Source organism: Roseibium sp. MB-4, assembly GCF_053005265.1.
On the sequence record NZ_JBRKQB010000004.1, the window covers coordinates 488,094 to 514,399 of the forward strand.

30 protein-coding genes are annotated in these 26,306 nt (G+C 56.8%); 18 read left to right on the plus strand and 12 right to left on the minus strand.

What is annotated here, in order from left to right:
* Nucleotides 1-13: 13 nt before the first annotated feature.
* Nucleotides 14-949, plus strand: coding sequence for an aminotransferase class IV (locus ACVDG4_RS21895; protein ID WP_447236662.1), 936 nt, complete (start codon nt 14-16; stop codon nt 947-949).
* On the opposite strand, the gene xth is transcribed toward ACVDG4_RS21895, so the two are convergent.
* Entirely contained in the window at nt 946-1,755 is an 810-nt protein-coding gene (gene xth / locus ACVDG4_RS21900) for an exodeoxyribonuclease III (RefSeq protein WP_447236749.1), read from the minus strand. The genes ACVDG4_RS21895 and xth overlap by 4 nt on opposite strands.
* 358 nt (nt 1,756-2,113) lie before the next feature.
* Here xth and ACVDG4_RS21905 point away from each other — a divergent pair, with 358 nt between their 5' ends.
* The gene (locus ACVDG4_RS21905) at nt 2,114-2,836 is read left to right on the plus strand and encodes a glycoside hydrolase family 25 protein (protein WP_209180027.1); all 723 of its coding nucleotides are present in this window, start codon (nt 2,114-2,116) and stop codon (nt 2,834-2,836) included.
* Nucleotides 2,837-2,856: 20 nt separating this feature from the next.
* Here the strand turns inward: ACVDG4_RS21905 and ACVDG4_RS21910 are convergent, their stop codons facing one another.
* The gene (locus ACVDG4_RS21910) at nt 2,857-3,363 is read right to left on the minus strand and encodes a hypothetical protein (RefSeq protein ID WP_447236663.1); all 507 of its coding nucleotides are present in this window, start codon (nt 3,361-3,363) and stop codon (nt 2,857-2,859) included.
* A gap of 167 nt (nt 3,364-3,530) precedes the next feature.
* Here ACVDG4_RS21910 and ACVDG4_RS21915 point away from each other — a divergent pair, with 167 nt between their 5' ends.
* Nucleotides 3,531-3,932: an SH3 domain-containing protein gene (locus ACVDG4_RS21915; protein ID WP_447236664.1), complete on the plus strand. Its 402-nt coding sequence runs from the start codon at nt 3,531-3,533 to the stop codon at nt 3,930-3,932.
* 301 nt (nt 3,933-4,233) lie between these two features.
* Nucleotides 4,234-4,764: an SH3 domain-containing protein gene (locus ACVDG4_RS21920; RefSeq protein ID WP_447236665.1), complete on the plus strand. Its 531-nt coding sequence runs from the start codon at nt 4,234-4,236 to the stop codon at nt 4,762-4,764.
* A 6-nt stretch (nt 4,765-4,770) separates the two neighbouring features.
* Here ACVDG4_RS21920 and ACVDG4_RS21925 read toward each other — a convergent pair whose 3' ends face one another.
* Both ACVDG4_RS21925 and ccrA read right to left on the minus strand, forming a co-directional pair.
* Nucleotides 4,771-5,229, minus strand: a complete 459-nt coding sequence (locus ACVDG4_RS21925) for a CAP domain-containing protein (protein ID WP_447236750.1) — start codon at nt 5,227-5,229, stop codon at nt 4,771-4,773.
* Nucleotides 5,230-5,533: 304 nt separating this feature from the next.
* Nucleotides 5,534-6,829, minus strand: a complete 1,296-nt coding sequence (gene ccrA, locus ACVDG4_RS21930) for a crotonyl-CoA carboxylase/reductase (protein WP_133952301.1) — start codon at nt 6,827-6,829, stop codon at nt 5,534-5,536.
* A gap of 285 nt (nt 6,830-7,114) precedes the next feature.
* Here ccrA and ACVDG4_RS21935 point away from each other — a divergent pair, with 285 nt between their 5' ends.
* From ACVDG4_RS21935 to ACVDG4_RS21965, 7 genes are all read left to right on the plus strand, one after another.
* Nucleotides 7,115-9,112, plus strand: coding sequence for a methylmalonyl-CoA mutase family protein (locus tag ACVDG4_RS21935; protein WP_447236666.1), 1,998 nt, complete (start codon nt 7,115-7,117; stop codon nt 9,110-9,112).
* 260 nt (nt 9,113-9,372) lie between these two features.
* On the plus strand, nt 9,373-11,139 hold the full coding sequence (locus ACVDG4_RS21940; RefSeq protein ID WP_447236667.1) for a sensor domain-containing diguanylate cyclase: 1,767 nt from the start codon (nt 9,373-9,375) through the stop codon (nt 11,137-11,139).
* 118 nt (nt 11,140-11,257) lie between these two features.
* A complete protein-coding gene (locus ACVDG4_RS21945; protein ID WP_447236668.1) occupies nt 11,258-11,638 on the plus strand; it encodes a hypothetical protein in 381 nt (126 codons plus the stop codon).
* Nucleotides 11,639-11,753: 115 nt separating this feature from the next.
* The gene (locus ACVDG4_RS21950; protein WP_447236669.1) at nt 11,754-12,788 is read left to right on the plus strand and encodes a sodium-dependent bicarbonate transport family permease; all 1,035 of its coding nucleotides are present in this window, start codon (nt 11,754-11,756) and stop codon (nt 12,786-12,788) included.
* 3 nt (nt 12,789-12,791) lie between these two features.
* Nucleotides 12,792-13,103 (plus strand): P-II family nitrogen regulator, encoded by a 312-nt coding sequence (locus ACVDG4_RS21955; RefSeq protein WP_055673291.1) that lies wholly within the window; start codon nt 12,792-12,794, stop codon nt 13,101-13,103.
* Between the two features lie 133 nt (nt 13,104-13,236).
* Nucleotides 13,237-13,911 (plus strand): carbonic anhydrase, encoded by a 675-nt coding sequence (locus ACVDG4_RS21960; protein WP_306149669.1) that lies wholly within the window; start codon nt 13,237-13,239, stop codon nt 13,909-13,911.
* 87 nt (nt 13,912-13,998) lie between these two features.
* Nucleotides 13,999-14,502 (plus strand): DinB family protein, encoded by a 504-nt coding sequence (locus tag ACVDG4_RS21965; RefSeq protein ID WP_447236670.1) that lies wholly within the window; start codon nt 13,999-14,001, stop codon nt 14,500-14,502.
* On the opposite strand, the gene ACVDG4_RS21970 is transcribed toward ACVDG4_RS21965, so the two are convergent.
* The gene (locus ACVDG4_RS21970; protein ID WP_447236671.1) at nt 14,483-15,442 is read right to left on the minus strand and encodes a LysR family transcriptional regulator; all 960 of its coding nucleotides are present in this window, start codon (nt 15,440-15,442) and stop codon (nt 14,483-14,485) included. The two genes, ACVDG4_RS21965 and ACVDG4_RS21970, sit on opposite strands and share 20 nt — an antisense overlap.
* Nucleotides 15,443-15,546: 104 nt before the next feature.
* On the opposite strand from ACVDG4_RS21970, the gene ACVDG4_RS21975 reads away from it, so the two are divergent.
* Nucleotides 15,547-15,951 (plus strand): RidA family protein, encoded by a 405-nt coding sequence (locus ACVDG4_RS21975; protein ID WP_447236672.1) that lies wholly within the window; start codon nt 15,547-15,549, stop codon nt 15,949-15,951.
* Between the two features lie 14 nt (nt 15,952-15,965).
* On the opposite strand, the gene ACVDG4_RS21980 is transcribed toward ACVDG4_RS21975, so the two are convergent.
* From ACVDG4_RS21980 to ACVDG4_RS22005, 6 genes are all read right to left on the minus strand, one after another.
* On the minus strand, nt 15,966-16,859 hold the full coding sequence (locus ACVDG4_RS21980; protein WP_447236673.1) for a DMT family transporter: 894 nt from the start codon (nt 16,857-16,859) through the stop codon (nt 15,966-15,968).
* Between the two features lie 5 nt (nt 16,860-16,864).
* Nucleotides 16,865-17,605: a TenA family protein gene (locus ACVDG4_RS21985; RefSeq protein ID WP_447236674.1), complete on the minus strand. Its 741-nt coding sequence runs from the start codon at nt 17,603-17,605 to the stop codon at nt 16,865-16,867.
* A gap of 78 nt (nt 17,606-17,683) precedes the next feature.
* Nucleotides 17,684-18,718, minus strand: coding sequence for an aspartate-semialdehyde dehydrogenase (locus tag ACVDG4_RS21990; protein ID WP_447236675.1), 1,035 nt, complete (start codon nt 18,716-18,718; stop codon nt 17,684-17,686).
* A gap of 104 nt (nt 18,719-18,822) precedes the next feature.
* Entirely contained in the window at nt 18,823-18,960 is a 138-nt protein-coding gene (locus tag ACVDG4_RS21995; protein WP_306149664.1) for a hypothetical protein, read from the minus strand.
* Between the two features lie 131 nt (nt 18,961-19,091).
* Nucleotides 19,092-19,832, minus strand: coding sequence for a maleate cis-trans isomerase family protein (locus ACVDG4_RS22000; RefSeq protein WP_447236676.1), 741 nt, complete (start codon nt 19,830-19,832; stop codon nt 19,092-19,094).
* Nucleotides 19,833-19,848: 16 nt separating this feature from the next.
* Nucleotides 19,849-20,985 carry a M24 family metallopeptidase gene (locus ACVDG4_RS22005; RefSeq protein ID WP_447236677.1) on the minus strand — a complete coding sequence of 379 codons (1,137 nt, stop codon included), beginning with the start codon at nt 20,983-20,985 and terminating at the stop codon, nt 19,849-19,851.
* A gap of 212 nt (nt 20,986-21,197) precedes the next feature.
* On the opposite strand from ACVDG4_RS22005, the gene ACVDG4_RS22010 reads away from it, so the two are divergent.
* Entirely contained in the window at nt 21,198-21,566 is a 369-nt protein-coding gene (locus ACVDG4_RS22010) for an ArsR/SmtB family transcription factor (RefSeq protein WP_209180012.1), read from the plus strand.
* On the plus strand, nt 21,566-22,063 hold the full coding sequence (locus tag ACVDG4_RS22015; RefSeq protein ID WP_209176161.1) for an arsenate reductase ArsC: 498 nt from the start codon (nt 21,566-21,568) through the stop codon (nt 22,061-22,063). Before ACVDG4_RS22010 ends, ACVDG4_RS22015 begins: the two co-directional genes overlap by 1 nt.
* A gap of 6 nt (nt 22,064-22,069) precedes the next feature.
* Here ACVDG4_RS22015 and ACVDG4_RS22020 read toward each other — a convergent pair whose 3' ends face one another.
* Nucleotides 22,070-23,272: a multidrug effflux MFS transporter gene (locus tag ACVDG4_RS22020; protein ID WP_306149660.1), complete on the minus strand. Its 1,203-nt coding sequence runs from the start codon at nt 23,270-23,272 to the stop codon at nt 22,070-22,072.
* A 270-nt stretch (nt 23,273-23,542) separates the two neighbouring features.
* Here ACVDG4_RS22020 and ACVDG4_RS22025 point away from each other — a divergent pair, with 270 nt between their 5' ends.
* The 4 genes from ACVDG4_RS22025 to ACVDG4_RS22040 all read left to right on the plus strand — a co-directional run bounded on the left by ACVDG4_RS22025 (nt 23,543) and on the right by ACVDG4_RS22040 (nt 26,269).
* Entirely contained in the window at nt 23,543-23,833 is a 291-nt protein-coding gene (locus ACVDG4_RS22025; protein ID WP_306149658.1) for a YciI-like protein, read from the plus strand.
* Complete coding sequence (locus ACVDG4_RS22030; protein WP_306149657.1) at nt 23,834-24,259, plus strand: EVE domain-containing protein; 426 nt, start codon at nt 23,834-23,836, stop codon at nt 24,257-24,259.
* 27 nt (nt 24,260-24,286) lie between these two features.
* Nucleotides 24,287-24,952 carry a class I SAM-dependent methyltransferase gene (locus tag ACVDG4_RS22035; RefSeq protein WP_447236678.1) on the plus strand — a complete coding sequence of 222 codons (666 nt, stop codon included), beginning with the start codon at nt 24,287-24,289 and terminating at the stop codon, nt 24,950-24,952.
* 144 nt (nt 24,953-25,096) lie between these two features.
* Nucleotides 25,097-26,269, plus strand: coding sequence for a M20 aminoacylase family protein (locus ACVDG4_RS22040; protein WP_133952267.1), 1,173 nt, complete (start codon nt 25,097-25,099; stop codon nt 26,267-26,269).
* Nucleotides 26,270-26,306: the final 37 nt, after the last annotated feature.

Below are 26,306 nucleotides of genomic sequence, written 5' to 3' on the forward strand. Positions count from 1 at the left end.
AAAGCTGCCATCCATGTCCTCCATCGTCGATGTTCGCGTTACCGTCGCAGATCTCTCCAACGGTGCCGCGTGGATGTGTGGCAGGCTCATGCCGATTTCCGAGGCCGCATTGCCTGTCACAGATTGGGGGCTGATCCATTCAGACATCACTTATGATGTGGTCCCGGTACTGGACGGTGCATTCTTTCGCTTGCCCCATTATCTGGCCCGTTTCCGCCGCTCGATGGACGAACTGCGGTTGGACCCCGGGTTGAGCGATGATGCGATAGAAGACGCCCTTCAATCACTCGTGGCGGCGACGGGATTGCAAAAGGCCTATGTGGCCATTGTCACCTCCCGGGGCGTGAACCAGGTGCCGGGTTCGCGAGACCCGAGGGACTGCAAGAACCACTTCTTTGCCTGGTGCGTGCCATATATTCACGTCATCCGGCCGGAGATCGCGGAAAGAGGCGCCCATGTTCATGTTGCCAAGACCGTGCACCGGATTTCGCCCGGCAGCGTCAATCCGAAGGTCAAAAACTACCACTGGGGGGATTTCACCAGGGGGCTGTTTGAAGCCAAGGACCACGGCGCGGAGACTGTCATCTTGCTGGATGATAATGGCAATGTGACCGAAGGACCGGGCTTCAATGTGTTTGCCGTGAAAGGTCGAACGCTGGTGACGGCCGAAAGCGGTGTTTTGGAAGGCATCAGCCGTCAGACGGTGCTGGATATCGCGGCAGAACAGGGGCTTGAGATCGAGATCCGGGCTTTGCCGCTCAGCGAGCTCTTCGAGAGCGACGAAGTTTTCATCACGACATCCGGTGGCGGCGTCGCTCCGGTCACGCGGGTGGATGACCGGATCTTTTCAAATGACGCGCCGGGTCTGATTACCACAGCGCTGCACAAGGCCTATTTTGAATGGGCCGCCCGTCCGGAAAACCGGACGGAGATTTCTTATCGGGATTAAGTCTCAAACACGGCAACAACAGGCGCGTGGTCGGATGGTTTTTCCCAGCCGCGGGCATCACGCAGCACTTCCGTGCTCTTGATGTGGCTTGATGCCGGTTCGGACACCCAGACATGGTCCAGACGGCGGCCCTTGTCGGCTGCCGACCAGTCTTTTGCCCGGTAGCTCCACCATGTGTAGAGCTTTTCCTCCATCGGTGTGAACTGGCGCATGGCGTCCAGCCAGCCGCCGGTTTCCCGCACGTTTTCGAAAAGCTCCGTCTCGATTGGTGTGTGTGAGACGACCTTCAACAGTTTCTTGTGAGACCAGACATCGTGTTCATAAGGGGCGACGTTCAAGTCACCGACCAGAACGGCGGGTTTGGCTGTTTCTGCGCCTTGCAGCCAGTCTTGCATTTCGCCAAAAAAGTCGAGCTTGTGGCCGAACTTGTCGTTTTTTGTCCGGTCGGGCTCATCGCCGCCCGCCGGCACATAGAAATTGTGAACCCTCAAGGCTGACCCGTTGAACGGCACATCGACTGCCACATGCCGACTATCGCCAACATTGCAGAAATCCCGCTTCTCGACATTGCTGAGCGGCAGCTTGGAAATCGTTGCGACCCCGTGATAGCCCTTCTGGCCATTGATGGCCATGTGCTCATAGCCGGCCGCCCGGAAGGCTTTTTCCGGAAAATTTGCGTCCGGGCATTTGGTTTCCTGTAGGCAAATGACGTCCGGTGCGACTTCCTCGATCAATTGTTCGACAATCGGCATGCGCAGACGCACGGAATTGATGTTCCAGGTGACGAGTTTAAGCCGGTTTGTCATGAGGATCCTTGGGCTGATCAGCCGTGAATGAGAGTTTGGATGAAGCCGCGTATCGCGCAGCGGCGGGATCGTCAACAATAGTCTCCACCTGGTCAACCCGATACCATCATCTCTCCTGACAAAGGATATGGGCCCCTATGTCTGAAAGAGCCGAGGGAACCTTGCATGGGGATGCAGTTTGATGGCTCTGTTGCCGACTTTGATCCGCCGCATTTCAGCCGTAGTCAGATGATCGTGAAGATGCCTACGTAATTTTGCTTGGAAATTCGAGTTTCGTCCACGTTCCGTTAGGAAGTCCATAGCATTTTAGCGGTTGAAAAAACCTTTTCTTAACCCTGCCGAGGTTGCTGTGCTCGCAATGATCAAAACGGTTTGTTCTTTGGTCGGTTTCGCGTTTTTGAGCGCGTGTTCTGCCTATGATTTTCCAGATCCGACACCGGAGGACTTTGCGGTTCACGGGATCGATATCTCAAGATGGCAGGGGGATATTGATTGGGACCGGGTTCGCCAGTCCGGCGTTGCCTTTGCCTGGATCAAGGCTACCGAAGGTGGGGACCACGCCGATCCCCGGTTTGTCGACAACTGGATTGGGGCCCGGAAAGCCGGTGTGCGGCGCGGGGCTTATCACTTCTATTACTTCTGCCGTCCGGTCGAGGAACAGATCTCGTGGGTCAAGGAAGTTGTTCCGGTCGATCCGCAGGCTTTGCCGCTGGTTCTGGATATGGAGTGGAACGCGCACTCCAAGACCTGTACGACGCGTCCGCCTCGGGAGCGGATCCTTCCGGACATGAAGCTCTTTCTGGACGAGATGGAGCGCCACTATGGCAAGCGGCCGGTAATCTATTCATCCGTGGACTTTCACCGGGATCGCCTTGTGGGGGCGTTCCCGGACGAACACTTCTGGCTGCGCTCAGTGGCGACTTATCCGAACAACATCTACGAACAGCGGGACGACTGGGTGTTCTGGCAATACACCGCAGAAGGCAGGATCCCGGGCATCAAGGGTGATGTCGACCGCAATGCCTTTTTCGGCACGAAGTCGCAATTCCGGGATTGGCTGAACGGCGAGCTGAAGCGCTAGTCTCATCCGTGTTGGCTGGATCAGTTCACCTTGATCTGGTGGGTGACATCCTTGCCGTTGCTGACGGTGACTTGCTTGAAGCCAATCAGTTTGCAGAAATCGAGGAAGTTCAATTCCTGCGGCTGATCGGTCCGGGCGAAGAGCTCTGTGCCCCTGGCCATGGAGGTCAGCGACGCCAAAAGGGCGCGCATCCGGTAGAGCGTGTCGTACTGACCGTCGCCTTTGGCGACGATGATCAGTTTTTCCAACTCCGCGCCCTTGGCAAACAGGTGGTAGCCCGGGGCATAAGCTTGTTTCGACTGCTGAGCGGCAAGGCCGATCACAAAGGCTGCTCTTGAGCGCTTGTTTGCATCAAGGGCTGTTTCGACGTTTGAAATGTAGGGCTCACTGGTCTGAGGAGCTGGATAATAATAGCCCGCATGCGAATCGAAGGCACTGGACGGCAGCGTGGCCGCCGTCAAAACCGCCGCTATACATGCGCCCTGAAATGCCCGGCGTGCGCAGGCCTTTAGATAAAAATCGATCACGTTTTGAGCCCCCTTGAAGATAAGGCTCTATGAAGTCTGGTCTTCTGACCGAAATCAAGGGCGAACATGATACCGTCTGAAGGCGGAAACGCTTGAGGGTGCTATACTTTCGCCACGTTATCGGCTCACATGGTTGATGTCTGGGCAGATAAACAGGAGTTTTGAGAATGTTGAACCGCTTTGCGATGGCTCTGGCCGCTGCGGTCCTGACAATGACACCGGCTCTCGCCCAGTCCGGCGGCCCGGCAATCGCCTACACCACGGCTAATTTGAACATGCGCGCTGGGCCTGGAACCAACTATCCGGTGCTAACCACCTTGCCGCAAGGCGCTGGTGTCACCGTGTTCGGCTGTACCGCCGACTTTCAGTGGTGTGATGCGGCCTTCACTTCGGTTAAAGGTTGGGTCTCGGGGAAATATCTCAGCTATGGCGTTCAGGGCCGGTATTATGGCCAGCCGATTCCGCGGTCCGGGATCTATGTGGGTGTGCCGCGCTATCAACGGAACTACCCGGTCTATGGGCGTGGTCCGGTGAGGGTTCAGCCCCTGCCCGGCTACCGCCGTTACTGACCCGACGATCGATCCGGCAAAGCAAGGAGCGCCCGTATTTTGGCGGGCGCTTTCGTTTGGCAATGGCTGCCATCCTCCCGCACCAAGCCGTTCTTTTGAGTAGTTTGAAACGTATATTGGAAGATATCGTTTCATTTCTGTCTGTATTATATTTAATAATTTCATTAAGTACTTGTGGGCCCTTCAGAAAACTGCGCTGGATTTGCGACATGAACCGTAGATGAATGGCTCTGTTGCAATTGGGCCATCTTAAATCTCCACATCATTGCGGTGTCATGGGCAGTTTTTTGGAGAGAAGATCATGTTGAAGCAAGCAGCATTGGTGATGATGGCCGCAGGGTTTCTAACGCAGCCAGCCATGTCCCAAGCAAATGCATCAGTCGCCTACACCACAAGTGGGCTGAATATGCGGGCTGGGCCCGGAACCAGTTATCCTGTCATAACAACCCTGCCGCAAGGCGCGGCAGTCCAAATTTCGGGATGTACTGCTGGATATGGCTGGTGTGATGCGAGCTACGGGAACATGTCCGGATGGGTTTCGGGAAGCTATCTGGTCTACGGAACGCGTGGCAGTTACTACCGCCAGCCTATCCCGAGTGCGGGCGTCTACATCGGCGTGCCGATTATTAACCGGAACGTGACCATCTACAATCGGCCGGTGCGCCCGCGCGCTTATGCGCCGCCACCCCGCGGCCCGCGTGGTCCTTATTATCAGCCGAGACCGCCGCGTGCTGTTGCACCCATTCTGCCGGATCGCCCGCCGCGGGCCCAGGTCAGACCGCCCCGTCCACACCAGCCGATGCAACCGCCGCGTGGTCCCAGGCGTTCCTGATCAGGTTTATTGAGTCGGCGCCGGAGCAGCCAGGACAAGTGACCAGAAGACCTTGTGCTTGGCATTGGCGGAATAGGTTGTCGCGATGCCGAGGCGGGTGGCGGAATTTGCGAGAAGCACCTCGTTGTGTTTCGGAGATTCCCGCCATCCGGAAAAGGCTTCCGCAAAGGTGCGATAACCGGCACTCACATTTTCAGATGCCGCGGTTTTGGGCTCCCCGATCGCGGCCATGCGGGTTTCCAATTGCAGATTGGACGCAAGCGATGCCTGAACCGTTCCGGCGGACGCCATGGCGTTGGCTTGGGTCTGCGCAATGGAGGTCAGTCGCGGGTCGGGCGTGACGGCCGGTAAACCGTTGTTGATGCGGTATTGCGAGATCATCTGGGCGGCCGTTGCCGGATCAACCTGTCCGTCTGTTTTTGCCAGATCCTGATAAAACGGCGGCGTCTGCAGGCGATCGCCCATGCAGGCGGACAGCCCCAAGGCCGCAAGCCCGATAGGGATCAACATGAGTCTGGAGAGGGATCGCCTGGCTGTCGCACGCATGTTCAATAAGCGCCTGTATCTGGAATGCATCGTGATTCGATGCAGGAACAGTGTCGGCGAATAGCAGCAGAATTGGGACTGGTTCGACAAGCCATGTGATCAATGCAGAGAGGGCTGCCCACAGATGGCGAAAGTCTGACGGTGCCAGCCAACAAAAAAGCCAGCCCGAACATCGGGCTGGCAGGCTGCATTAGGCTCTAAGCCTTCGGGGAGAATGGTTGATCTAGCGTTTTCCCGCTTCAATCACGTCTTCCAAGGTCCGCAGACCCGTCGTCGGCGCACAAACAAGAACGGACATGTTGCCTGGTGCGTGTTCGTTCTTCCACATCTTGGTGTGCGCTTGCGGGATCTGATCCCACGGGAACACTTCAGACATGTACGGATCGATCCGGCGTTCAATCATGAGCTTGTTGGCGGCCGATGCCTGCTTCAGATGCGCAAAGTGCGAGCCTTGCAGGCGCTTTTGGTGCATCCACATGTAGCGGACGTCAAAGGTGCAGTTGAAGCCCGACGTGCCGGCACAGATCACGACCATGCCGCCCTTTTTACAGACGAACGTTGAGACAGGGAATGTTGCTTCGCCCGGGTGCTCAAAGACGATATCGACGTTGTTGCCTTTACCAGTGATGTCCCAGATCGCCTTGCCGAACTTCCGCACTTCCTTGAACCAGTCGGCATATTCCGGTGAGCCGACCTTCGGCAGCTGGCCCCAGCAATTGAAGTCCTTGCGGTTCAGGACGCCCTTTGCACCCAAATCCATGACGAAGTCACGCTTGTCTTCGTCTGAAATGACACCAATGGCGTTGGCGCCCGCTGCCGTGATCAGCTGGATCGCATAGGATCCAAGACCGCCGGATGCGCCCCAAACCAGAACGTTCTGGCCCGGCTTCAGCTCATGCGGGTGGTGACCGAAGAGCATCCGGTAGGCGGTTGCGAGGGTCAGCGTGTAACAGGCGCTCTCTTCCCAAGTCTGGTGCTTCGGACGCGGCATCAGCTGCTGCGCCTGAACCCGTGTGAACTGGGAGAAGGACCCATCCGGGGTCTCGTAGCCCCAAATGCGCTGGGAATTGGAGTACATCGGGTCGCCGCCGTTGCAATCTTCGTCGTCGCCGTCGTCCTGATTACAGTGGATGACGACCTCATCGCCGACTTTCCAGCGCTTGACCTTGTCACCAACGGCCCAAACGATCCCGGATGCATCTGACCCGGCGATGTGGAACGGCGCGCCGTGGCCGTCGAACGGGCTAATCGGCTCGCCAAGGCCGGCCCAAATGCCGTTGTAGTTGACACCGGCGGCCATCACGAGAACCAAAACCTCATGGCTATCCAGTTCCCAGGTCGGCACGACCTCAAGCTTCATCGCGTCTTCCGGAGCGCCGTGACGTTCCCGGCGGATCGCCCACGCATACATGTTTTTAGGAACGTGACCGAGCGGCGGGATTTCACCGATTTCGTAGAGATCTTTCAACGGAGCGTCTCCCCGCGTTTGGTTGTCATTGGCTTGCGCTGTTGCTGTCACTCTCCCCTCCCAGGGCTGTCTTTGGCGCGATTTTCTTTCGCATGTGCAAAAGGCTCTATCGGGGCAAAACCCCAATTTGCGCAACTATTGTTCAAAAATAGATGCGTATCTATACGACTATTGCTTAACTTGCGTTTTTTGGCCAGTCGTATTTTGCATTGCAAGAGAAGGGTTTCGCGCGCGCGCAAACTCCGGCACACTGTTGGTCTTGGGAGATAGACCGGTAAATCAGGTGCTACAGGGAAAAGAAGACTGGCAAAATAAGGCCTTAGGAGGAGAAGCGGCATGAGCGCAGCAGGCGATGGCAAGGTAGAGCGGGACCGTCCTTGGATCTTCCGCACCTATGCGGGGCATTCCACAGCCGCCGAATCCAACAAGTTGTACCGAGGGAATTTGGCCAAGGGGCAGACCGGACTGTCCGTGGCTTTCGATTTGCCCACACAAACCGGTTATGATCCGGATGATCTTTTGGCGCGCGGTGAAGTGGGAAAGGTTGGTGTGCCGGTGGCCCATCTCGGCGATATGCGGACACTCTTCCATGAGATCCCGCTGGAGCGCATGAATACGTCGATGACGATCAACGCGACCGCGCCGTGGCTTTTGTCTCTTTATATAGCAGCAGCTGATGAACAGGGCGCAGACCGTAAGCTGCTCTCCGGCACAACACAGAACGACATCATCAAGGAATACCTTTCCCGCGGCACTTATGTGTTCCCGCCGGCACCTTCGCTCAGTCTGACGACGGATGTCATTTCGTGGACCTATTCCAACATGCCGAAGTGGAACCCGATGAATGTCTGCTCCTACCATTTGCAGGAAGCAGGCGCGACGCCGGTCCAGGAATTGTCCTTCGCGCTGGCGACGGCTGTTGCGATTCTCGACAGCATGAAGGCAAGCGGAGCGATTCCGGAGGAAGATTTCCCGAAGGCGGTTGGCCGGATCTCCTTCTTCGTTAATGCAGGCATGCGTTTCGTCACTGAAATGTGCAAGATGCGCGCTTTCACAGAGCTTTGGGACGAGATTTGCCGCGAGCGCTACGGCGTGGAAGACGAGCGCTACCGCCGCTTCCGCTATGGCGTTCAGGTAAACTCCCTTGGCCTGACGGAGCCGCAGCCGGAAAACAATGTCTATCGCATTCTTGTTGAGATGCTGGCCGTGGTTCTGTCCAAGAACGCCAGGGCTCGCGCTGTCCAGCTTCCGGCTTGGAACGAGGCGCTGGGCCTGCCGCGTCCGTTCGACCAGCAATGGTCGCTCAGAATGCAGCAGATCCTCGCCTACGAGACCGATCTTCTGGAGTATGCAGATATCTTCGACGGGTCTGCGGAAATTACCCGCAAGGTGGAGGAGCTGAAAGCCGAAGCCCGCGAGGAACTTGCGCGCATTGATGCGATGGGCGGGGCGGTTGCGGCCGTTGAGTCCAGCTACATGAAGCGCAAGCTGGTGGAAGCCAACTCGGCGCGCCTTGCCGGGATCGAAAGCGGTGATCAGGTCGTGGTCGGCGTTAACAAGTGGACCGAGACCGAGCCATCCCCGCTGGCAGCCGGCGAAGACGGCGGCATTCTGACAGTGCCCGAGCATGTCGAGGGCGAGGCCATCGAGAAGGTCAAGGCTTGGCGTGAGGCGCGGGATCAGGCGGCTGTTGATGCGGCCATTTCCGAACTGCGTGCGGCAGCCCAGGAAGGGCGGAACATCATGGAACCGTCCATTGCTGCGGCAAAAGCCGGTGTGACGACCGGGGAATGGGGCCGCACCTTACGTGAAGTCTTCGGTGAGTACCGGGCTCCAACGGGGGTTGGTCAATCCGTCAGCGACGACGCTGGTGATCTGGCCGCCGTGCGCGCGGATGTGGAAGCTGCGTCAGAAAAACTCGGCCGGCGTCTCAAGTTCCTCGTCGGCAAACCCGGGCTGGACGGGCATTCCAACGGCGCGGAACAGATTGCCGTGCGGGCACGCGATTGCGGCATGGAGGTCGTTTACGAGGGCATTCGCCTGACCCCTGCCCAAATCGTCAATGCGGCGGTGGAAGAAGACGTTCACGTCATTGGCCTCTCCATTCTTTCAGGATCTCACCTGGCTCTGGTGCGCGATGTAATGGATCTCCTGAGAAGCTCGGGTGCGGATGACATTCCTGTTGTTGTCGGTGGCATCATCCCGGATGAAGATGCGGCGCAACTGAAAGCGATGGGAATTGCTGCGGTTTATACGCCCAAGGACTTTCAGCTGACCGATATTATGGCCGATGTCGTTAAGATCGTTGGTGGTGCCGCTGAAAAGGCTGCTTGATCTCTAAATCTTGCCCCGGCGCCTTGCTTGCCGGGGCAATTGTTTTGGTTTTGGCGCCACAGGTCAGTGCGTCCTAAGACCGAGCCCGTGTCCTTCCAGTTGTGTGTGTCCTGTTTTCCAGTATCTGCTGTAATTTATTTGCCTGTTAACCAGTCAAATTTCTAAACTACAGTCTCTCGGCCGAGTTATTTCCTGGTTTCAATAAGATTTAACTCTATCCGTGAACAATCGTCGCGTCCTTTTTCTGATGGAAGAGTGCGATGGCGGATAGTTTTTTCGGGAACTGGTTCTTAAAGCTAAGTTCAATTCGTGACCGGATGAGTTTGCGGCAGCAGATCTCGCTGGCCACCGCCGGTCTATGCTTCCTGTCCATTATGGTGGCCGCGATTGTTGCCTCCACCATCGCGCGCCAGGCAGCCATAGAAGAGACCCGTCAGGATTTGGTTCTGATTGGGCAATCCATGGCCCAGACTCTCGATCAGGACATGTTCAACAGGTTCCGGGAGGTTCGGAACATCGCCGAGCTTGAAGTGTTGCGGCCCGTTTGGAAACGCAACCCTGATGCAATTCGCGACGTTCTGGATCAATTGCAGCAAAGCCTGCCTGTCTACGCCTGGGTCGGATTTGCTGCCCCGGATGGCACCGTGATTGCCGCAACGCAAACCATGCTTGAAGGGCAGTCGGTCGCTGAACGCCCTTGGTTTATCAATGGGCTCACAGGCCCAACGGCTGAGGATGTTCATAAAGCCAAACTGCTCGACAAATTGCTCCGCACTTCTGAGGACGAAGAACCGTTCCGATTTGTTGATGTCGCCATGCCGGTTCGGGACGAGTACGGAACAATTGCAGGTGTTCTTGGTGCGCATATGAGTTGGTCCTGGGCCTATGAAGCGCAACGAAAGTTCATGAGCCACACTCTGGCAAAGAAGCAACTCGAGATCTTTGTCCTGTCGGAGGATGACGAGGTGCTGGTCGGACAAGAACTCTTGGCCATTGATGAACATAACGTAGACGCGGAGGTTTTTACCTTTGACGCTGATGCGGCCGACATGCTGACGGTGATGGTTCCGACGCAGGGGTTTTCCGAATATGAGGGCCTTGGATGGAAAGTCGGTGTCCGTCAGCCAATGGCCGTCGTCACGGCCCAGGCGGATCGTATGGTCCTGATGATTGTGCTGATTGGTTCGGTGATCGCAGTGTTCGCGGCGCTGATATCGTGGTTCGTCTCACGAAACCTGTCTAATCCCCTGCTGCAACTCGTTGCAGCCATGGACCAGATTGGCCGGTCTGCAGACGAGGGCGCAGTGCCGCGCCAAAGCGGATCGCGTGAGGTGTTGCAGCTCTCTGTTGCGATCAGGTCCCTGTTGCGTCGACTCGGCGTCGTGGAAGCCAAGGAGAAAACGGCTCTCGGTCAGCTGGAAGAGGTTCACAGCGAGTACAAGAAACGGATCCAGACTTCGGAAGAACGCAATCGCCAGCTCGGTGCGGACTTACGCCATCTGAAAACCTTGGCCGAGCAGGATCCGCTAAGCGGTCTTATGAACCGGCGGGCTTTTCAACCCTTTGCTGATGATGCCTGGTCTACTTTTGATCGGCATCGGCGCGTCTTCAGTGTCCTGATGATCGATGCCGATCATTTCAAAGCAGTCAATGACACTTACGGCCACCAGATAGGGGATGATGTGATCCGCACGATCGGCCGGATCATCACAGAAGAAGTTCGCACCACCGACAAGGCCGCACGCTTCGGCGGCGAGGAGTTTGTCCTGCTCCTCCGGGAGAATGATGCAAACGGCGCCTGGGTGCTGGCAGAGCGGATTCGGCTTCGAATTGCATCAGAGGCGTTTCAGTCGGACCAAGGAACCTTCAATATAACCGTCAGCATCGGGCTTGCCGAAGTGACGGTGTCTGATCGTGACGTGGAGGACACCATTGCGCGGGCCGATCATGCACTTTATTCGGCCAAGTCCGCAGGTCGCAACCGCGTCGCCGTCGACATGCCGGGTTCCCAAAGCAAATCCGCCTGAGACCAAAAACAAATCTGTCTCATGTGTTTACCCTTCGTAAACACTTGTTAACCGTTCGCAGTGATACTCTAGGAATTCCGCCAGAAGGCGGTTAATCTGTGAAGGCCAGGAGGCCGAAATGGCGACGACGATTGAAAGGCCCATCGCGGCCCAGGTCGTGGCGCATGCGACAGAGTATCCCGCGGACCGGGACGGTGATAGCACCGGATATGGCCGCGACAAAAAGCGTACCGCAGAGCGCCAGGATCAAGATACCGGTTCCTCGACTGAAGACCCGGCCGTTCTCATTGACGATCAGCACACTGTAGATCATACCCTTGACGGGATTGCTGCCTACAAGGCGGCAGCTCTTGAAGTTCTGGAGCCTGGCGTTGATCACGGACCTGTTCATCCGTTGCCCGGACCGGTCGACAAAGTGCCGCCGCAAAATGTCAGGCATGCCTATGAAGATCACCCGGACGGTGAAGAGCCACCGCACGCAGTAAATGTCGCGACCTGAGCCGCGTAAGGCTTAGTCAATCGGGTGCAATCAGTGCTGTTTTTCCTTGAAATCCGCCGGGAAACGTCTCATACCGCGCGGCGTAGGTGATCCTACGTATTTTTGAGCGTGTCGGTTGGCTCGCGAAAATCAGATCAAGCAGGGGCGGCCAGAGGTGATCGAAACAATTCTTGGATTGGCGGCGCAAAACCTTTTGTCGCCTATCATCTTGTTTTTTGCGCTTGGTTTGGGAGCGGCATTCGTCCGCTCCGACCTGACGATCCCGGAAGCGGCCGCCAAATCCCTGTCGATCTATTTGCTCTTTGCGATTGGCTTCAAGGGCGGGGTGAGTGTCAGTGCGCACGGGATTGATGCGACCTTGATCCTGTCGCTGGTGGCCGGTCTGATACTGTCGTTCGCGCTGCCGTTCCTGGCGTTTGCTCTTTTGCGTGGCATGACACGGTTGAGCACGGTGGATGCGGCTGCTGTCGCTGGTCACTACGGCTCAATCTCGATTGTGACATTTGTCGCGGCAACGTCGGTTCTGCAGAGCCAGGGCATTGCCAGCGAAGGCTATTTGGTGGCTGTGGCCGCTGTGATGGAAGCGCCGGCCATTTTGTCCGCGCTCTGGATCGTTGCGCGGTTCTCTTCAAGCGCGGAAGCCAAGGAACGTGAACAGGACACGCAGGGCCTGTGGCGTGAGATCTTACTCAATGGCTCCATTGTGCTGTTGGTTGGGTCGTTCCTGATCGGTTTCCTAACCGGCGAAGACGGCCTCAAGGAAATCGAAAGTTTCATTGTTTCGCCGTTCAAAGGCGTGCTCTGCCTTTTCCTCCTCGACATGGGTCTTGTCGCGGGGCGTGGTTTGCGGGCCAGCGCCCACCAACTGCGTCCGGGCTTGATCAGTTTCGGCATCCTGATGCCGATGCTGGGATCGGCGGCCGGATTGATCGCCGCCAGCCTGATCGGTCTGTCGACCGGTGGGGCAGTTCTTTTGATGACCTTGAGCGCGTCTGCTTCCTATATCGCGGTGCCTGCGGCCATGCGTGTTGCCTTGCCCGAGGCCAATCCGTCTATTTATCTCACAATGTCGCTTGGAATAACCTTTCCATTCAACCTGACACTTGGCATACCGCTGTACTTAAGTGTCGCGCAGGCAGTGGGGGGATAAGCCATGGAAATGAAACAGGCCAAGCGGGTCGAGATCACGATCGAAGCGCCGATGGAAACGCGTTTGACCAACGCGCTCGACCGAGCAGGGGTCACCGGCTACACGATTTTGCCGGTGCTTGGGGGCAGTGGCCGGTCAGGCCGGTGGAGCCGCGAGGGACAGGTGTCCCGCGCCGGCGGCATGGTTTCGATCATTTGCATTATCCGTCCGGAACGCCTGGATGAGCTCTTGGAAGCTGCATTTGGCGTGGTTGAACGCCACATCGGCGTCGTCTGCGTGTCCGATTGTCAGGTCCTGCGCGCCGAGCGCTTCTAAGATCCCAGCACTCCAGACATTTAGCCACTTTTGCTGAGGGCGTGTACGTACTTCCCCTGATTGGGCGCGCTTGAGTGATCCCGTAAAACTGTTGGACTGCACTGCGTGCGCCAATGCTCAGGAGATCACGGCGATGGCATTCCCATCCGAATTGCTCAACGGATACAGCCGTTATCTGAACAAGGGCTTCGTGCGCCATAAGGAAATCCAGGAACATCTTGCGATCTACGGGCAAACGCCGGAAGTCATGGTGGTGTCTTGCTGCGACAGCCGTGTAACCCCGGAAGGTATTTTCGGCGCAGGCCCGGGCGAGTTGTTTGTTGTGCGCAATGTTGCCAATCTCGTACCGCCGTTCGAAGCAACCGAAGGCCAGCACGGCACAAGCGCGGCCATCGAATATGGCGTGACCGGTCTTCACGTGAAGCACATCGTGGTCATGGGCCACTGCAAGTGCGGAGGCATCCAGGCCTTCCGCGAAAGCGCCAATCAGGATCATGCACAGAAGGGCTTCATTGGACGCTGGATCAAGCTTCTGGAACCTGCAGCGATCTCAATGGCATGTATGCCGGTCGACAAGATCGAAGACCCGCAGCTGGCCATGGAATATGCTGGCGTGCGGCAATCCCTAAAGAACTTGATGACCTTCCCATTCGTCAAAGAGGCGGTTGAGCGGGGAGAGCTGCAGCTGCATGGCGCCTGGTTCGACATCGGGTCTGCGGAACTGCGGGTGATGGATCCGGTCACAGAGCGTTTTGAAACCGCAGACGGCCCGGAAGCCTTGCCAATCCCGACGGTCGCCGCTGAATAGTGCGGGTTGCTTGATTGGGCCTAGCCGGCTGAGCAGTTTTTTGGCATCAAGCGGTTCCAATTCTGATACCTGCTCTAAGGCCTTCCCATGACAACTGAAACTGCGATTTACCAGCGTCTTGCCAAGTACAACACCTGGATGACGGAAAAAGCCTATGTGGCCGCGGACAAGATGAGCGATGCGGATCGCAGGGAGGACCGCGGGGCTTTCTTCAAATCCGTTCATTCCACGCTCAATCATCTCCTATTTGGTGATCGCGCGTGGATGCGCCACTTCACGGGCCGGGATTACGAGGTCGGCGGCATGGGCGTTGATATCTTCGAGGATTACGAAGCTCTCAAGGCCGCGCATTTCGAGATCTGCGCCGATATTGAAGAGTTTGCTGGTGGATTGACTTCAGAGTGGCTGGCCGGGACCTTGGAATGGACCAGCCGCAGTGACGGTCAGACCCGGACCCGGCCGCGCTGGCTGTGCCTGACGCACATGTTCAATCACCAGACCCATCACCGGGGCCAGCTGTCCACGCTCTATATGCAGGCCGGGATCGACATCGGCAAAACGGATCTGCCGTTCATGCCGGATCTGATGTAGTTGAAGTGGGTTCCGTCAGCCCCGGGTTTTCTCGGTGCTGACGGAACCGGTCAAGGTCTTTGAACAAGAGATCGAGAAACTTTCGGACACGTGGTTCAAGGTGTTTCCTTTCCGGATACAGTGCGAGTATAGGAATGGACCCGCAGGCCACGCTTGGTAGAACCGTTTCCAGTTGACCATCCGCCAGTTCGTCTTCGACAAGCAGCCGTGGCAGGAGAGCGATTCCCAAACCGGCCAGACCGGCATCTCGCAACGCGCTGGCATTGTCGACACGAAGGCGGGAGTGGCCGGATACGCGGGTCCAAATGCCCTCTTCTTCACTCAGATGCCAGCCCTGCCTTTCCGGATGTGTTCCAAAATATAGGAGATCCAGCGGTCCGAGCTGTTCGATGGATTGGGGTCGAGCGCGATCAACGAAGTAACTTGGTGCGGCGCAAAGCACTGCTCGATCAATCAACAGTGTCCGCATGATCAGTCCCTGGTCCGGTTCGGTGACACCGATCCGAATGGCCAGGTCATAATTATCAGCAACGACGTTTTCGACGCGATCTGAGAAACTGATTTCGACCTGGATGTCAGGCCAATCCCTAAGGTAACGCTGAACGGTCGGTAACAGGAGTTTTCGCCCCATCGCTCCAGGGGCAGCGATGCGCAAGGTGCCTCGGGGTGTGCCGGCGGAATGTTGCAATGTGGTTTCTGTTTCTTCGATTGCAGCGCGTATTTGCATTCCGTGCCGATAAAGGTCCTCTCCTTCCGGTGTTAGGGACATCGCCCGGGTTGTTCGGTTGAGCAGGCGGGTTCCATAGTGATCTTCAAGTCGCGCAATTGCCTTACCTGCTGTTGAGCGGGTGAGACCAAACGCTTTTCCTCCGCCGACAAAACTGTTCTTATCGACAACCGACATGAAAATCAGAATGTCATTGACCCGCGATCCAATCATTTCTACCTGCTATTTGGCGAAAAAATTTCGTTACTATTACGAAAATAGATCGCTAATGAAATCGCGTAAAGAGAAGCCCAATCTCAAAAGCAAAGGGTTTCCAAATGTCCAACACACTTCAGCGCCTAAACCCAATCGACCTGCCTGATGCCGGCAAAATCGGATATTCGCAGATTTCAATTGTCGAACCGAAGCGACTTGCTTTTGTTTCTGGCCAAGTTGCCTGGAGTGCCGATGTAGCACCAACCCCTGCGGCATTTTCCGAACAAACCGCTCTTGTGGTTAGAAACCTGGAACGGGCCTTGGAGGCGATTGGTTCAACGCCCCATGACATTGTTCAAATGCGGATTTATGTTACTGATCTGACGAACGAAACGCTGTCCGAGGCCATGAAGCATCTCACTGTGTTTCTTGACGGTGCGCGTCCGAGCCTCACGGGAATTGGCGTTGCGAAACTCGCCAGCCCAGACTTACAAATCGAAATTGAGATGGTGGTGCAGGCAGCGTAGGCGCCTTCGCGACGTTAACTCGCAAACAGCAACGCGCTTCCAATAACGACCAGACCGGCACCGGCCCAGGCGCCAAGGGCCGGAATTTCCTTGGTTCGCCACCAGAGCATCGGCAGCATCAGGGCGGGTGTTGTCGCTGACAGGGTTGCGATGATGCCAACTTCACCGCCGGACAGCGCGAACAGGATCAGCGTCATGCCGACGCCCATGCCGAGAAAACCGGAAAGCGCGATCAGGCCAACGAGGGACGGGGTAAACCGGCCTGCCGGTTTCACCCAGGAGACCGGAAGGCGGGTCAATGCCAGAAGGCAGAGCGCAGCCATGCCGACGCGAAGGCTGGAGGCGGCAACCGGATCGGCGCCGGTTTCCATCACCGGCCGGGCGATCAACGAGCCGATGGACTGCGACAGGGCAGCGGCCAGTCCCAGCAAGACGCCGGCCCACAGCGGCCCGCGAATGCTTTCCCACTGGTGCAGCTGGGATTTGCGTTTGCCGAAGCGGATGGCCAGCAACACGCCGCTGAAGGTGATGAGAATTCCGAGGATCTGTGTGACCGTCAGGTCTTCGTTCAAGAGCAGCCAGCCGAGGATTGCCGACATCGGCGCATTCAGCGAAAACAGCATCGCTGTGCGGCGCGGGCCCATGCGGTTCAGCGTCAGGAAAAGCGCCGTGTCGCCCATGAAGATCCCGATCACGCCGGAGAGCATCAGAGGGACAACATGGTCGGAGCTGATTGATCCCCAACCGGTGGTGAGCGCCACCCAGGCAATCAGCATCAGCGCGACGAGCACCATGCGGGTGCAGTTAAAGGCAATCGCACCCAAGTGCTGCGCCGGCCCAGCCGATATCAAGCCGGTTAGAGCCCAAAGGGCGGCGGCACCAAGAGCGGCAGCTTCATAGACGAACATTCTCTTTAAGACCGCGCGGCAAGATCAGCCGGAAGAGCTGCTTCGCCCGTCCAGGCCGCGTCAAAAAACGCCGTTTCAAGCCTGCTCATTCGGGTAAAGATCACTGCCAGCCGCTCCTGTTCATCTGCGCCAAGCGAGCCGCCAACGGCATCCATCTCTTCGCGGATCCAGTTGACGAAACTCACAAAACCCTCGACCGCATGCAAATCGATCCATTCGGCGAGATAGAAGTGTTGCGGGCGTGGCTTTTGTGCTTCGCGCAAACCCCAGGTCAGATAGCACCACTCGGCGCACAGGAGGCAGGCCAGGCCCTCGGCATAGGTGCCTTTGCCGGAGGAGGTGAGAAGCAGCTCCGCGAACGCTCGGGTCACTGGACCTTGAGCGGCTGTTTCATAGACGGAAGGAGATACGCCAAGCGCCTCGAAAGAGCGCAGGAAATAGTCGTTTTCCTCCGATGTCAGCAAAGCCAGAAAACCAGACAGGCGGGCCTTGGAGCGCATGGAGGGCGCTTTGGCGACGAGATACCCGAGTGTCGATGCAAGATCGGTGATGAAGGTGTAGTCTTCAATCAAATACCGGGCATAGGCGTCATCCGGCATGCTGCCGTCGCCGATTGCCTTGGTGAAGGCATGACCGGTGGCGGCGCTCCAGTGCGGTTCGGCGCGGGCGGCAAGCCAGTCGGTAAACCGGGCATCGGGTATGCTTGTCAGGAAATCCTGAAAGGATCCGGGAAAAGCCTCGGGCATGGTGCCGGGCTCCTTGTTTTGAAAATTGCTGGCGAGATAAGAAAAAACGGGCGCCAGAGGGCGCCCGCTTAAAAAGGATCAGGCTGCTGCCTTTTTCGGAGTGATCAGGCCTCGGTTCACCAGAACCTCGGCGATCTGAACCGTGTTGAGCGCTGCGCCCTTGCGTAGGTTGTCGGAGACAACCCACATGTTCAGGCCGTTCTCGATGGTTGCGTCTTCGCGGATGCGAGAGATGTAAGTCGCGTCTTCGCCTGCAGATTCATACGGCGTGATGTAGCCGCCGTCTTCGTGCTTGTCGATGACCAGGCAACCCGGGGCTTCGCGCAGGATGTTGCGGGCTTCTTCCGCCGTGATCTCGTTCTCAAACTCGATGTTGATGCTTTCGGAGTGGCCGATGAAGACCGGGACGCGAACGGCGGTGCAGGTGACCTTGATGGCCGGATCCAGCATCTTCTTGGTTTCGGCCAGCACCTTCCATTCTTCCTTGGTGTAGCCGTCTTCCATGAAGACATCGATGTGCGGAATGACGTTGAACGCGATCCGCTTGGTGAATTTTTCCGGCTCAATCGGGTCGTTCACGAACACGGCGCGAGTCTGGTTGAACAGCTCTTCCATAGCGTCCTTACCGCCACCGGACACCGACTGGTAGGTGGAGACAACAACGCGCTTGATCTTGGCATGATCGTGCAGCGGCTTCAGCGCAACAACGAGCTGCGCAGTGGAGCAGTTCGGGTTGGCGATGATGTTCTTCTTGGTGAAACCGGTGATGGCATCGGCATTCACTTCAGGAACGATCAATGGCACGTCCGCGTCGTAGCGCCAGGCGGACGAATTGTCGATCACAACGCAGCCTTTCGCGCCAATCCTCGGAGACCATTCCTTGGAAATGGTGCCGCCAGCGGACATCAGGCAGATGTCGGTGTCGGAGAAATCATAATTCTCCATCGCCTGGACCTTCAGCGTTTTGTCGCCGAAGGAAATATCCGTGCCTTGAGAGCGGCGGGACGCCAGCGCGACGACTTCGTCCGCCGGAAAGCCGCGCTCTGCGAGAATGTCCAGCATCTCCCGGCCAACGTTTCCGGTTGCCCCAGCAATTGCGATCTTGAAACCCATGTGACTGTCCTTGTCCGTCTCCCCGCTTCACCGGCTGCCGAGGATATCAGGCATGCCAGCTTCCTGGCGCCTCCCATCCCCGGGGAGGCGGGATGAGCGGCACCTTAAGCGGTGGTCTTGGTAGTTTTTGTCGTGTGCTTGAATGTGGCTTTGGCAGGCGTCATCGTCCCGCCGCGCATGAAGGTCACGCTAGCAAGGGCTTCAGACATCATATCCAGAATGTCGGCTTTCAGCCGGGTCATCGGAAACTCACATTCGACAAAATTCGAGACGGCGCTCTTTTTGCCCGGAAAACCTTGAGAGTCAATACGCAAAGCGGCCAGATCCGGCCTTTGGGATTTCGTTTGTTGCTGAAAGGCGACGGTTTCTTCGATCAATCAAACAGCCGGCCCGGTCCGCGCCCTTTGGTTTCAATCCCGGCCAGCTTCATCATGTGCCAGGCAAGCGCGGAGTTGGAACTGATGACCGGCTTGCCGAGTTCTGTTTCACAGGCCTCGATCACCGGGAACGTCCGCAAGTTGGTGCAGGAGGCGAATACGGCATCCACGTCCTGGTCCTTTCCGACCGTACAAATGGCATCCATCGTCGAGGCTGGTGAAATCCGGGCCACCACGGCTTCTTCGGATTGGCCAAACGAGCATAACTGCACAACGGTAAGACTATTGTCTTTAAGCAGAGAAACAACCGCTTCGGAAACTTCGGCGATATAGGGCGTGACCACCCCGATCTTTTTTCCGTTCAAGTGCTCAAGCGCGGCCAGCACAGCTGTAGCCGGGTTGGTTACTTTGGCGGTCGGATGAGCTTTTTGAACGGCTTTGGCAACTTCCTCCGAGCCTATGATGGTCGAGGCGGATGTACAGGCATAGCCAATGACATCCAGAGCTCGGGCGTTCGGGAGAAGGGCAGCAGTCCCTGTCAGTTGCGCTTTCATGCGCATCAGGGTTTCGGAGGTGACTTCCGGGGCGCTTTCGATGCGGGTGTGATTTAAGGTCACGCCGTCGATGTCGAACAAGGGCCGGAATTCGTTTTCGATCGTCTCGTCCGCCTGCAGAACGATCAGCCCAAGGGCGGCTTTGTGGGCAAGGCCGTTGTCTGTTTGGAAATTGAGGTCCATGGTATCGCTCTTGTTATTAAATGACCGGAATTTCCGGATCTGCCGGCGTCGATAGGAATTCCGGTGCGCCGTCGCGGATGACGATGTTTTCCTCGTGTACCAACATCTTTCCACCGCCAAGATCAATGCCCGGTTCCAGGGTCAGAACCATCCGCTCCTGAAGGACCGTATTGTCGAACGCGGTCAGGGACGGCGTTTCCGTCAGCTGGATGCCGAGCCCATGGCCCATGCGGCCGACGTCGCCTTCAGATTGGCCCAGAACATCGGTCATGGCTTTGAAGAGATCCGCGCAGGTTTTGCCGGGCCGGGCAATGGCGGCCGCGGCATGCACCGCTTCGACAAGTTTGCGATGAGCTTGCCAGACAGGATCGCTGGCATGGCCGATCGCATAATTCCTGTCAAAGTCGCAAAAGTAGCCGCTTTTTACCGCGCCCGTGTCGAGCATGAGCACATCACCTGCCTTAAGTGGTGCATCGGTGGGCGGTGAAATCACATCGCCATACCCGCCCGTACCGGCGCCGCCGACGAGATAGGGCACCTCGTCCGCGCCGCGCTCCAGAAGATCGATCTTGAACCTTCGAAAGGCACTTTTCAGACTTTGGCCTTCGTGAAATAGGTCGGTCGCGCTTTCAAAGCTGCGCGAGGCGATCTGGCAGATTTCCCGGTGGATCGCAATTTCTGCTTCAGATTTGATATTGCGCACCGACTGGACAAGCGCGCTGGCGTTCCGGAATTCGCTACCGGGAAGGTTTGCCTTGATCCTTTCAAAATCCATGAGCGGCATACGCAGGGAACTCTCGCGGCCCATCGGCATCCCGACCACCGCGTAGGGTTTGAGCGCATTGCTTAAGAGACTGACCCCCTCATCTGTGGGGTGGGGCGCTGCAAATGTCCGGATATCATCAACCCAAGTACTGGCCATCAAATGCGCGCCGATTTGCGGGATGACGGCGATGGGTTTGCCGGTTCGGGGAAGTATGCAGAACCAGGGCCGCGCCGGGCTTTGCCAGAAGAGCGTGCGAAACCCTGTAAAATACCGGACCTCGGCTTCGGTCGTGAACAGAAGCGCGTCGAGACTCTGTTCATGCATCAAGCGCTGAGCCCGATCTGCACGATCCTCAAATTCTGTCACGGCAAAATCTGCTTCTGACATCGGCGCTTCTTTCGGGTGTTTGTTTTACTGTCGAAGCAATGCGTTTGGTATCAAGGCTTTGACTGTTCGATGGAATTGATCTCGATGCGCAGAGAGGATCAGTTCTTTTCAATCTACTCAAGCGATTTTTCCGATATCGGGCTGCCGGGACAAGGGCGAACAAGCCTGCAAAACGCCTTGCCAGTCGCCAATAAATCAATATATCATGATTTATGGATATAAATTTCGCATTGGGGGCCTTCGGTGCTCTTAGCCAGAAAACACGACTGGATGTCTTTCGCCTTTTGATCAAGGCCGGGCCGGACGGGATGAGCTCGGGAGAAATCGGAGAAGTATTGGGTGTCCGGCAAAACACCATGTCCGCAAATCTCAGTGTTTTGCTTCAGGCAGGGCTGGTGAAGAACGAACGGGAGGGCCGCAGCATCCGCTATTTCGCGAATATGGACCGGACGCGCGATCTCCTGACGTTTCTGCTGGCTGATTGTTGTGGTGGCCACCCGGATTTATGCGCGCAGGTTATGGAGATCGTGACCTGTCAAGCCGAGACAACGTCAAATGAAGACCATCGGGAAGGTTTGTAATGTCAGATAAAGCCTACAATGTTCTCTTTCTGTGTACGGGCAATTCCGCCCGCTCGATTATGGCCGAGGCGATCCTGAACCGCGACGGTCGCGGCCGTTTCAAGGCCTTTTCTGCCGGCTCCACGCCTTCTGGATCTGTGCGGCCGGAAGCCTTGGCGCTCCTTGGAAAGATGAATTACAAAACTGAAGATGCCCGTTCAAAGAGCTGGGACGAATTCGCGGCCCCGGACGCCCCGGAAATGGATTTCGTCTTTACAGTTTGTGACAATGCGGCCAAGGAAAGCTGCCCGGTTTGGCCTGGGCAGCCGATGAGTGCGCATTGGGGTGTGCCCGATCCTGTGGCTGTGGAGGGCAACGAGACCGAGCAGCAATTGGCTTTTGCCGAGGCTTTCCGGATGTTGAGCAACCGGATTTCGATTTTTACAAGCTTGCCATTGACGTCGCTCGATAAATTGTCCCTGCAGAAAAAGCTGGACGAGATCGGCAGCGCCACCTGAACCAGGTTATTCGGCCGGGGCGTCTCCACGGCGTGCCGGCCGGAATGTCACAAGCGCAAGCGCCAAAGTGATTATAGCGCAGGCGGCGATCGCGCCTGTTAGCGGCAAGGCCGTCCGGTCGAAGAACGGTGTGCAGAGGCCGATCATCACACCGCCTGCCACCATCTGCAGCGTGCCGCCGAGCGAGGACGCCATCCCTGCATGTTCGCCATGGTCTTCAAGAGCCATGACCATCGCAGGAGCAATGACCTGCCCCAGAAACGAGTTTGCAATAAACAAAAGCGCCATCAGGACCGGCAGGCCGTCTATTCCCGACCAGACCAGGATGAACAGTGTCGTTGTCGCCGCCGTGAAACCACCCACACCCACAAAGGCAACACGGGCCATGCCGTGGCGTTCGCCCAAGGGGGCGGCGAATTGAGACGAGGCAAAGAAACCAACCGCGTTGATTGCAAAGACAATGCTGAAGCCAGTCGGGGTGAGCTCATATTGGGTCATGTAGACCAGTGGTGCGGCGGCAATGAACACAAAGAAGCTTGCCAGCGCAAATCCGCCAATCAAAGTCAGTCCCAAAAAGCGGGCGTCACCGAAGAGATAAATCGTGCTGCGAACCAGGGCAGTTGCATCAATTTTGCTGCGCCGCTCGGGCGGCAGCGTTTCTGGCAGCTGGAAAAAGATCATCACCATCGATGCGAAAGCTAGAACGCCAAGGGTCAGAAATATCAGCCGCCAGCTGCCGAATGTGATGAGCACACTGCCAGCCAGTGGTGCCAGCATGGGCGAGACGCTGAAGACCAGCATAACCAGCGCCATAAGGCGGGTTGCTTCGGTCCCGGTATGTAGATCGCGGACAACAGCGCGCACAATCACCATGGGCGCGCCTGCTCCAATCGCCTGAACCAGCCGGCCGAGTGTCAAGGCGTCAACATCAGCAGCCCAGGCGCACATCAAAGACCCGATAATATAGACGACAAGCCCGAGAAACACGGGCAGGCGCCGGCCATAGCGATCGGCAAGGGGGCCATAGATCAGCTGCGCCAAACCGAACGCGATGAAATACACGGTGAACGTGAACTGGACTGCTGCATCGTCCGTGTTCAAATCAGCCACGATCTGCGGCATGGCCGGCAGATAGAGGTCAATGGCGAAGGGACCAACAACGGCCAAAAGGCCCAGCACAATGGCCGAGCGCACAAATCCAATAGACATGAAAATCCAATCTCAAAGCGCCCGGCAGAAAGATGATGGCCGGGAGCGCAAAGAAACACCCATACAATCCGCTTGTCGAGCAGTTTTCAGAAACGATGGTTTTGCGACCGGGAGTTCTGGACTTCGGCCGGGCTTCCGTCGACGCAATCGTGATTGGAATGAAACGTCTGTTTTTGTTGAAGCAGTGTACCGCTGGGCACTCCGGCGGCATTGAGTTTGTGACGGTGGGGCACTAGGTTCACCGTCACTCTGTCTAATGGGAAACCGTCAATGCTTTATGCCCTGATCTGCACCGACAAACCCGGTGCCCTGCAAACACGTCTCGATAACCGCGAAGCACATATCGCTTTCTTGAAAGGCATGGGAAATGGCCTGAAGGCAGCTGGACCGTTTCTGGATGACGATGGCAACATGACCGGGTCCCTTGTGGTGATTGAAGCGGCCAACCGGGATGAAGCGCTTGCGATCTCCGAGGAAGACCCGTACGCAAAAGCCGGTTTGTTTGAGAGCGTTGAAATCCGGCCCTGGAATTGGGTCGTGAAAAACCCGGAGAATGCATAAGTGCAGTACTGGTTGATCAAATCCGAACCGGACAAGTGGTCTTGGGAGCAGCAAAAAGCCAAGGGCGATGCCGGTGAACAATGGGACGGCATTCGCAATTATCAGGCGCGTAACAACATGCGGGCCATGGAGATTGGCGATAAAGCCTTCTTCTATCACTCCAATATCGGCAAGGAAGTCGTCGGTGTTGTTGAGGTCTGCAGCGAGATCCATCCAGACACCACAACGGATGATCCACGTTGGGAATGCGTGGACTTCAAGGCCGTGTGCGACATGCCGAACCCGGTGACACTGGCACAGGTAAAGGCGGAGCCGCGTTTGGAAAAAATGTCCCTGGTGACCTCCATGCGTCTGTCGGTTCAGCCCGTCACGGAAGAGGAATGGAAGATCGTCTGCGAAATGGGCGGACTGTCCAAGCCAGCCTGATCCGACACCCGGTTTTTGGAAACGCTTTTGGCCCGAATTACCGATCCTGAAAAGTTTATCCGGGAAGAAACCCGGATAAGGCCCGTGCCGCATGCGGAAGAGATCTCTCTTCATGTTGCAGATGAGGCGATGGATCTGTGGCAAAAAACGGAGGAGGAGCTGGGCGAGCTTGGTCTGGCTCCGCCCTTTTGGGCGTTTGCCTGGGCCGGCGGCCAGGGGCTGGCCCGGTATGTTCTCGATCACCCTGAATTGGTGCGTGACAAGCGGGTTTTGGACTTCGCCTGCGGGTCTGGTCTTGTTGCTATTGCGGCAAAAATGGCAGGTGCCGGCTCTTGTCAGGGGGTCGACATTGACCCATTTGCCATCGCGGCATCCCGGATTAACGCGGACTTGAATGGCGTCGTTGCTACGTTCGCAGAAGGAGATATCACACGGTCTTCCGTTCCGGATGTTGAGGTCGTGTTTTGCGGGGACGTGTTTTACGACCGGCATATAGCCGATCAGGTTATGACATTCTTGGACGCGCTGATTGAGGCCGGAATCGAGGTTTATGTCGGTGATCCGGGCCGGTCTTATCTGCCGAAGGAACGGCTCAAGGAACTGGCCGAATACCAAGTGCCTGTTGTTGGTCAGTTGGAGGATAACGAAATAAAGAATACGCGCGTCTACAAGGTAGCGGAAAAACAATCCTGAAGTCCGGTTCGGGCAAGGACATCCTTGCCAAACCGTTCGCATGTGTGACATTTTCCACCAACTGACAGTCTCTTCCGTCTTGGCCGCACATCATGCGCTGACGCGGACACCCCTTCAAAACTGAAGTTTTTCAAGGAGTTCTTCATGCCCATCGTAAATCGTCTCGCAGATCTGGCTGATGAGATCACAGCGTGGCGCCGCGACTTTCACGAAAATCCGGAAATCCTCTACGAAACGGTCCGCACGTCCGGCAAGGTTGCCGAGCTCTTGGAAAGCTTCGGTCTGGATGAAGTCGTCACTGGCATCGGCAAAACCGGTGTTGTCGGCGTGATCAAGGGCAAGAATGGCGGTGCTGGCAAGACGATCGGACTACGCGCAGACATGGATGCACTTCCGATCGAGGAAATCACCGGAAAACCCTACGCGTCGAAAGTCCCGGGCAAGATGCATGCGTGCGGCCATGATGGCCACACCGCGATGCTTCTGGGCGCTGCAAAGTATCTGTCAGAAACCCGCAATTTCGACGGCACCGTTGTTGTGATCTTTCAGCCGGCCGAAGAGGGCGGTGCCGGCGCAAAAGCCATGATCGATGATGGTCTGATGACCCGTTGGCCGATCGATGAAGTTTATGGCATGCACAATTTTCCGGGCATGCCGGTTGGCGAGTTCGCGATCCGTAAAGGACCGATCATGGCCGCGACCGATGAGTTCCGAATTGTTATCACCGGGCGGGGTGGTCACGCGGCCAAGCCGCATGAAACCATCGATCCGATCGTAACCGGCACGAACATGGTCAATGCCCTGCAGACGATTGCGAGCCGGAATGCCAACCCACTGGATTCTATCGTTGTATCGGTTACCGTCTTCAACGGCGGGAATGCGTTTAACGTGATCCCTCAGGAAGTAACCTTGCGTGGAACTGTTCGGACCTTGAGCCCGCAGATGCGGGATTTGGCAGAAGAGCGCATGAACAAGATCGTGACCTCTGTTGCCGATGCATTTGGCGCCACCGCTGAGCTCACGTTCCTGCGCGGCTATCCGGTTACGGCCAACCACGATGAGCAGACCGACTTTGCAGCTGGCATTGCCGAGACCATCGCCGGAGAAGGCAAGGTCAACCGGTCGATTGACCCGATGATGGGCGGTGAAGACTTCTCCTTCATGTTGGAAGAACGTCCGGGCGCTTTCATCTTTGCGGGCAACGGCGACAGCGCAGGGCTGCACCATCCGGCCTATGACTTCAATGACGAACTTATCCCAGTTGGTTGTTCCTATTGGGTCAAACTGGTTGAAACGGCAATGCCGCGCGCAGCTTGATCATATGTGCTAGAAAACGCCGGAGTACCTCCGGCGT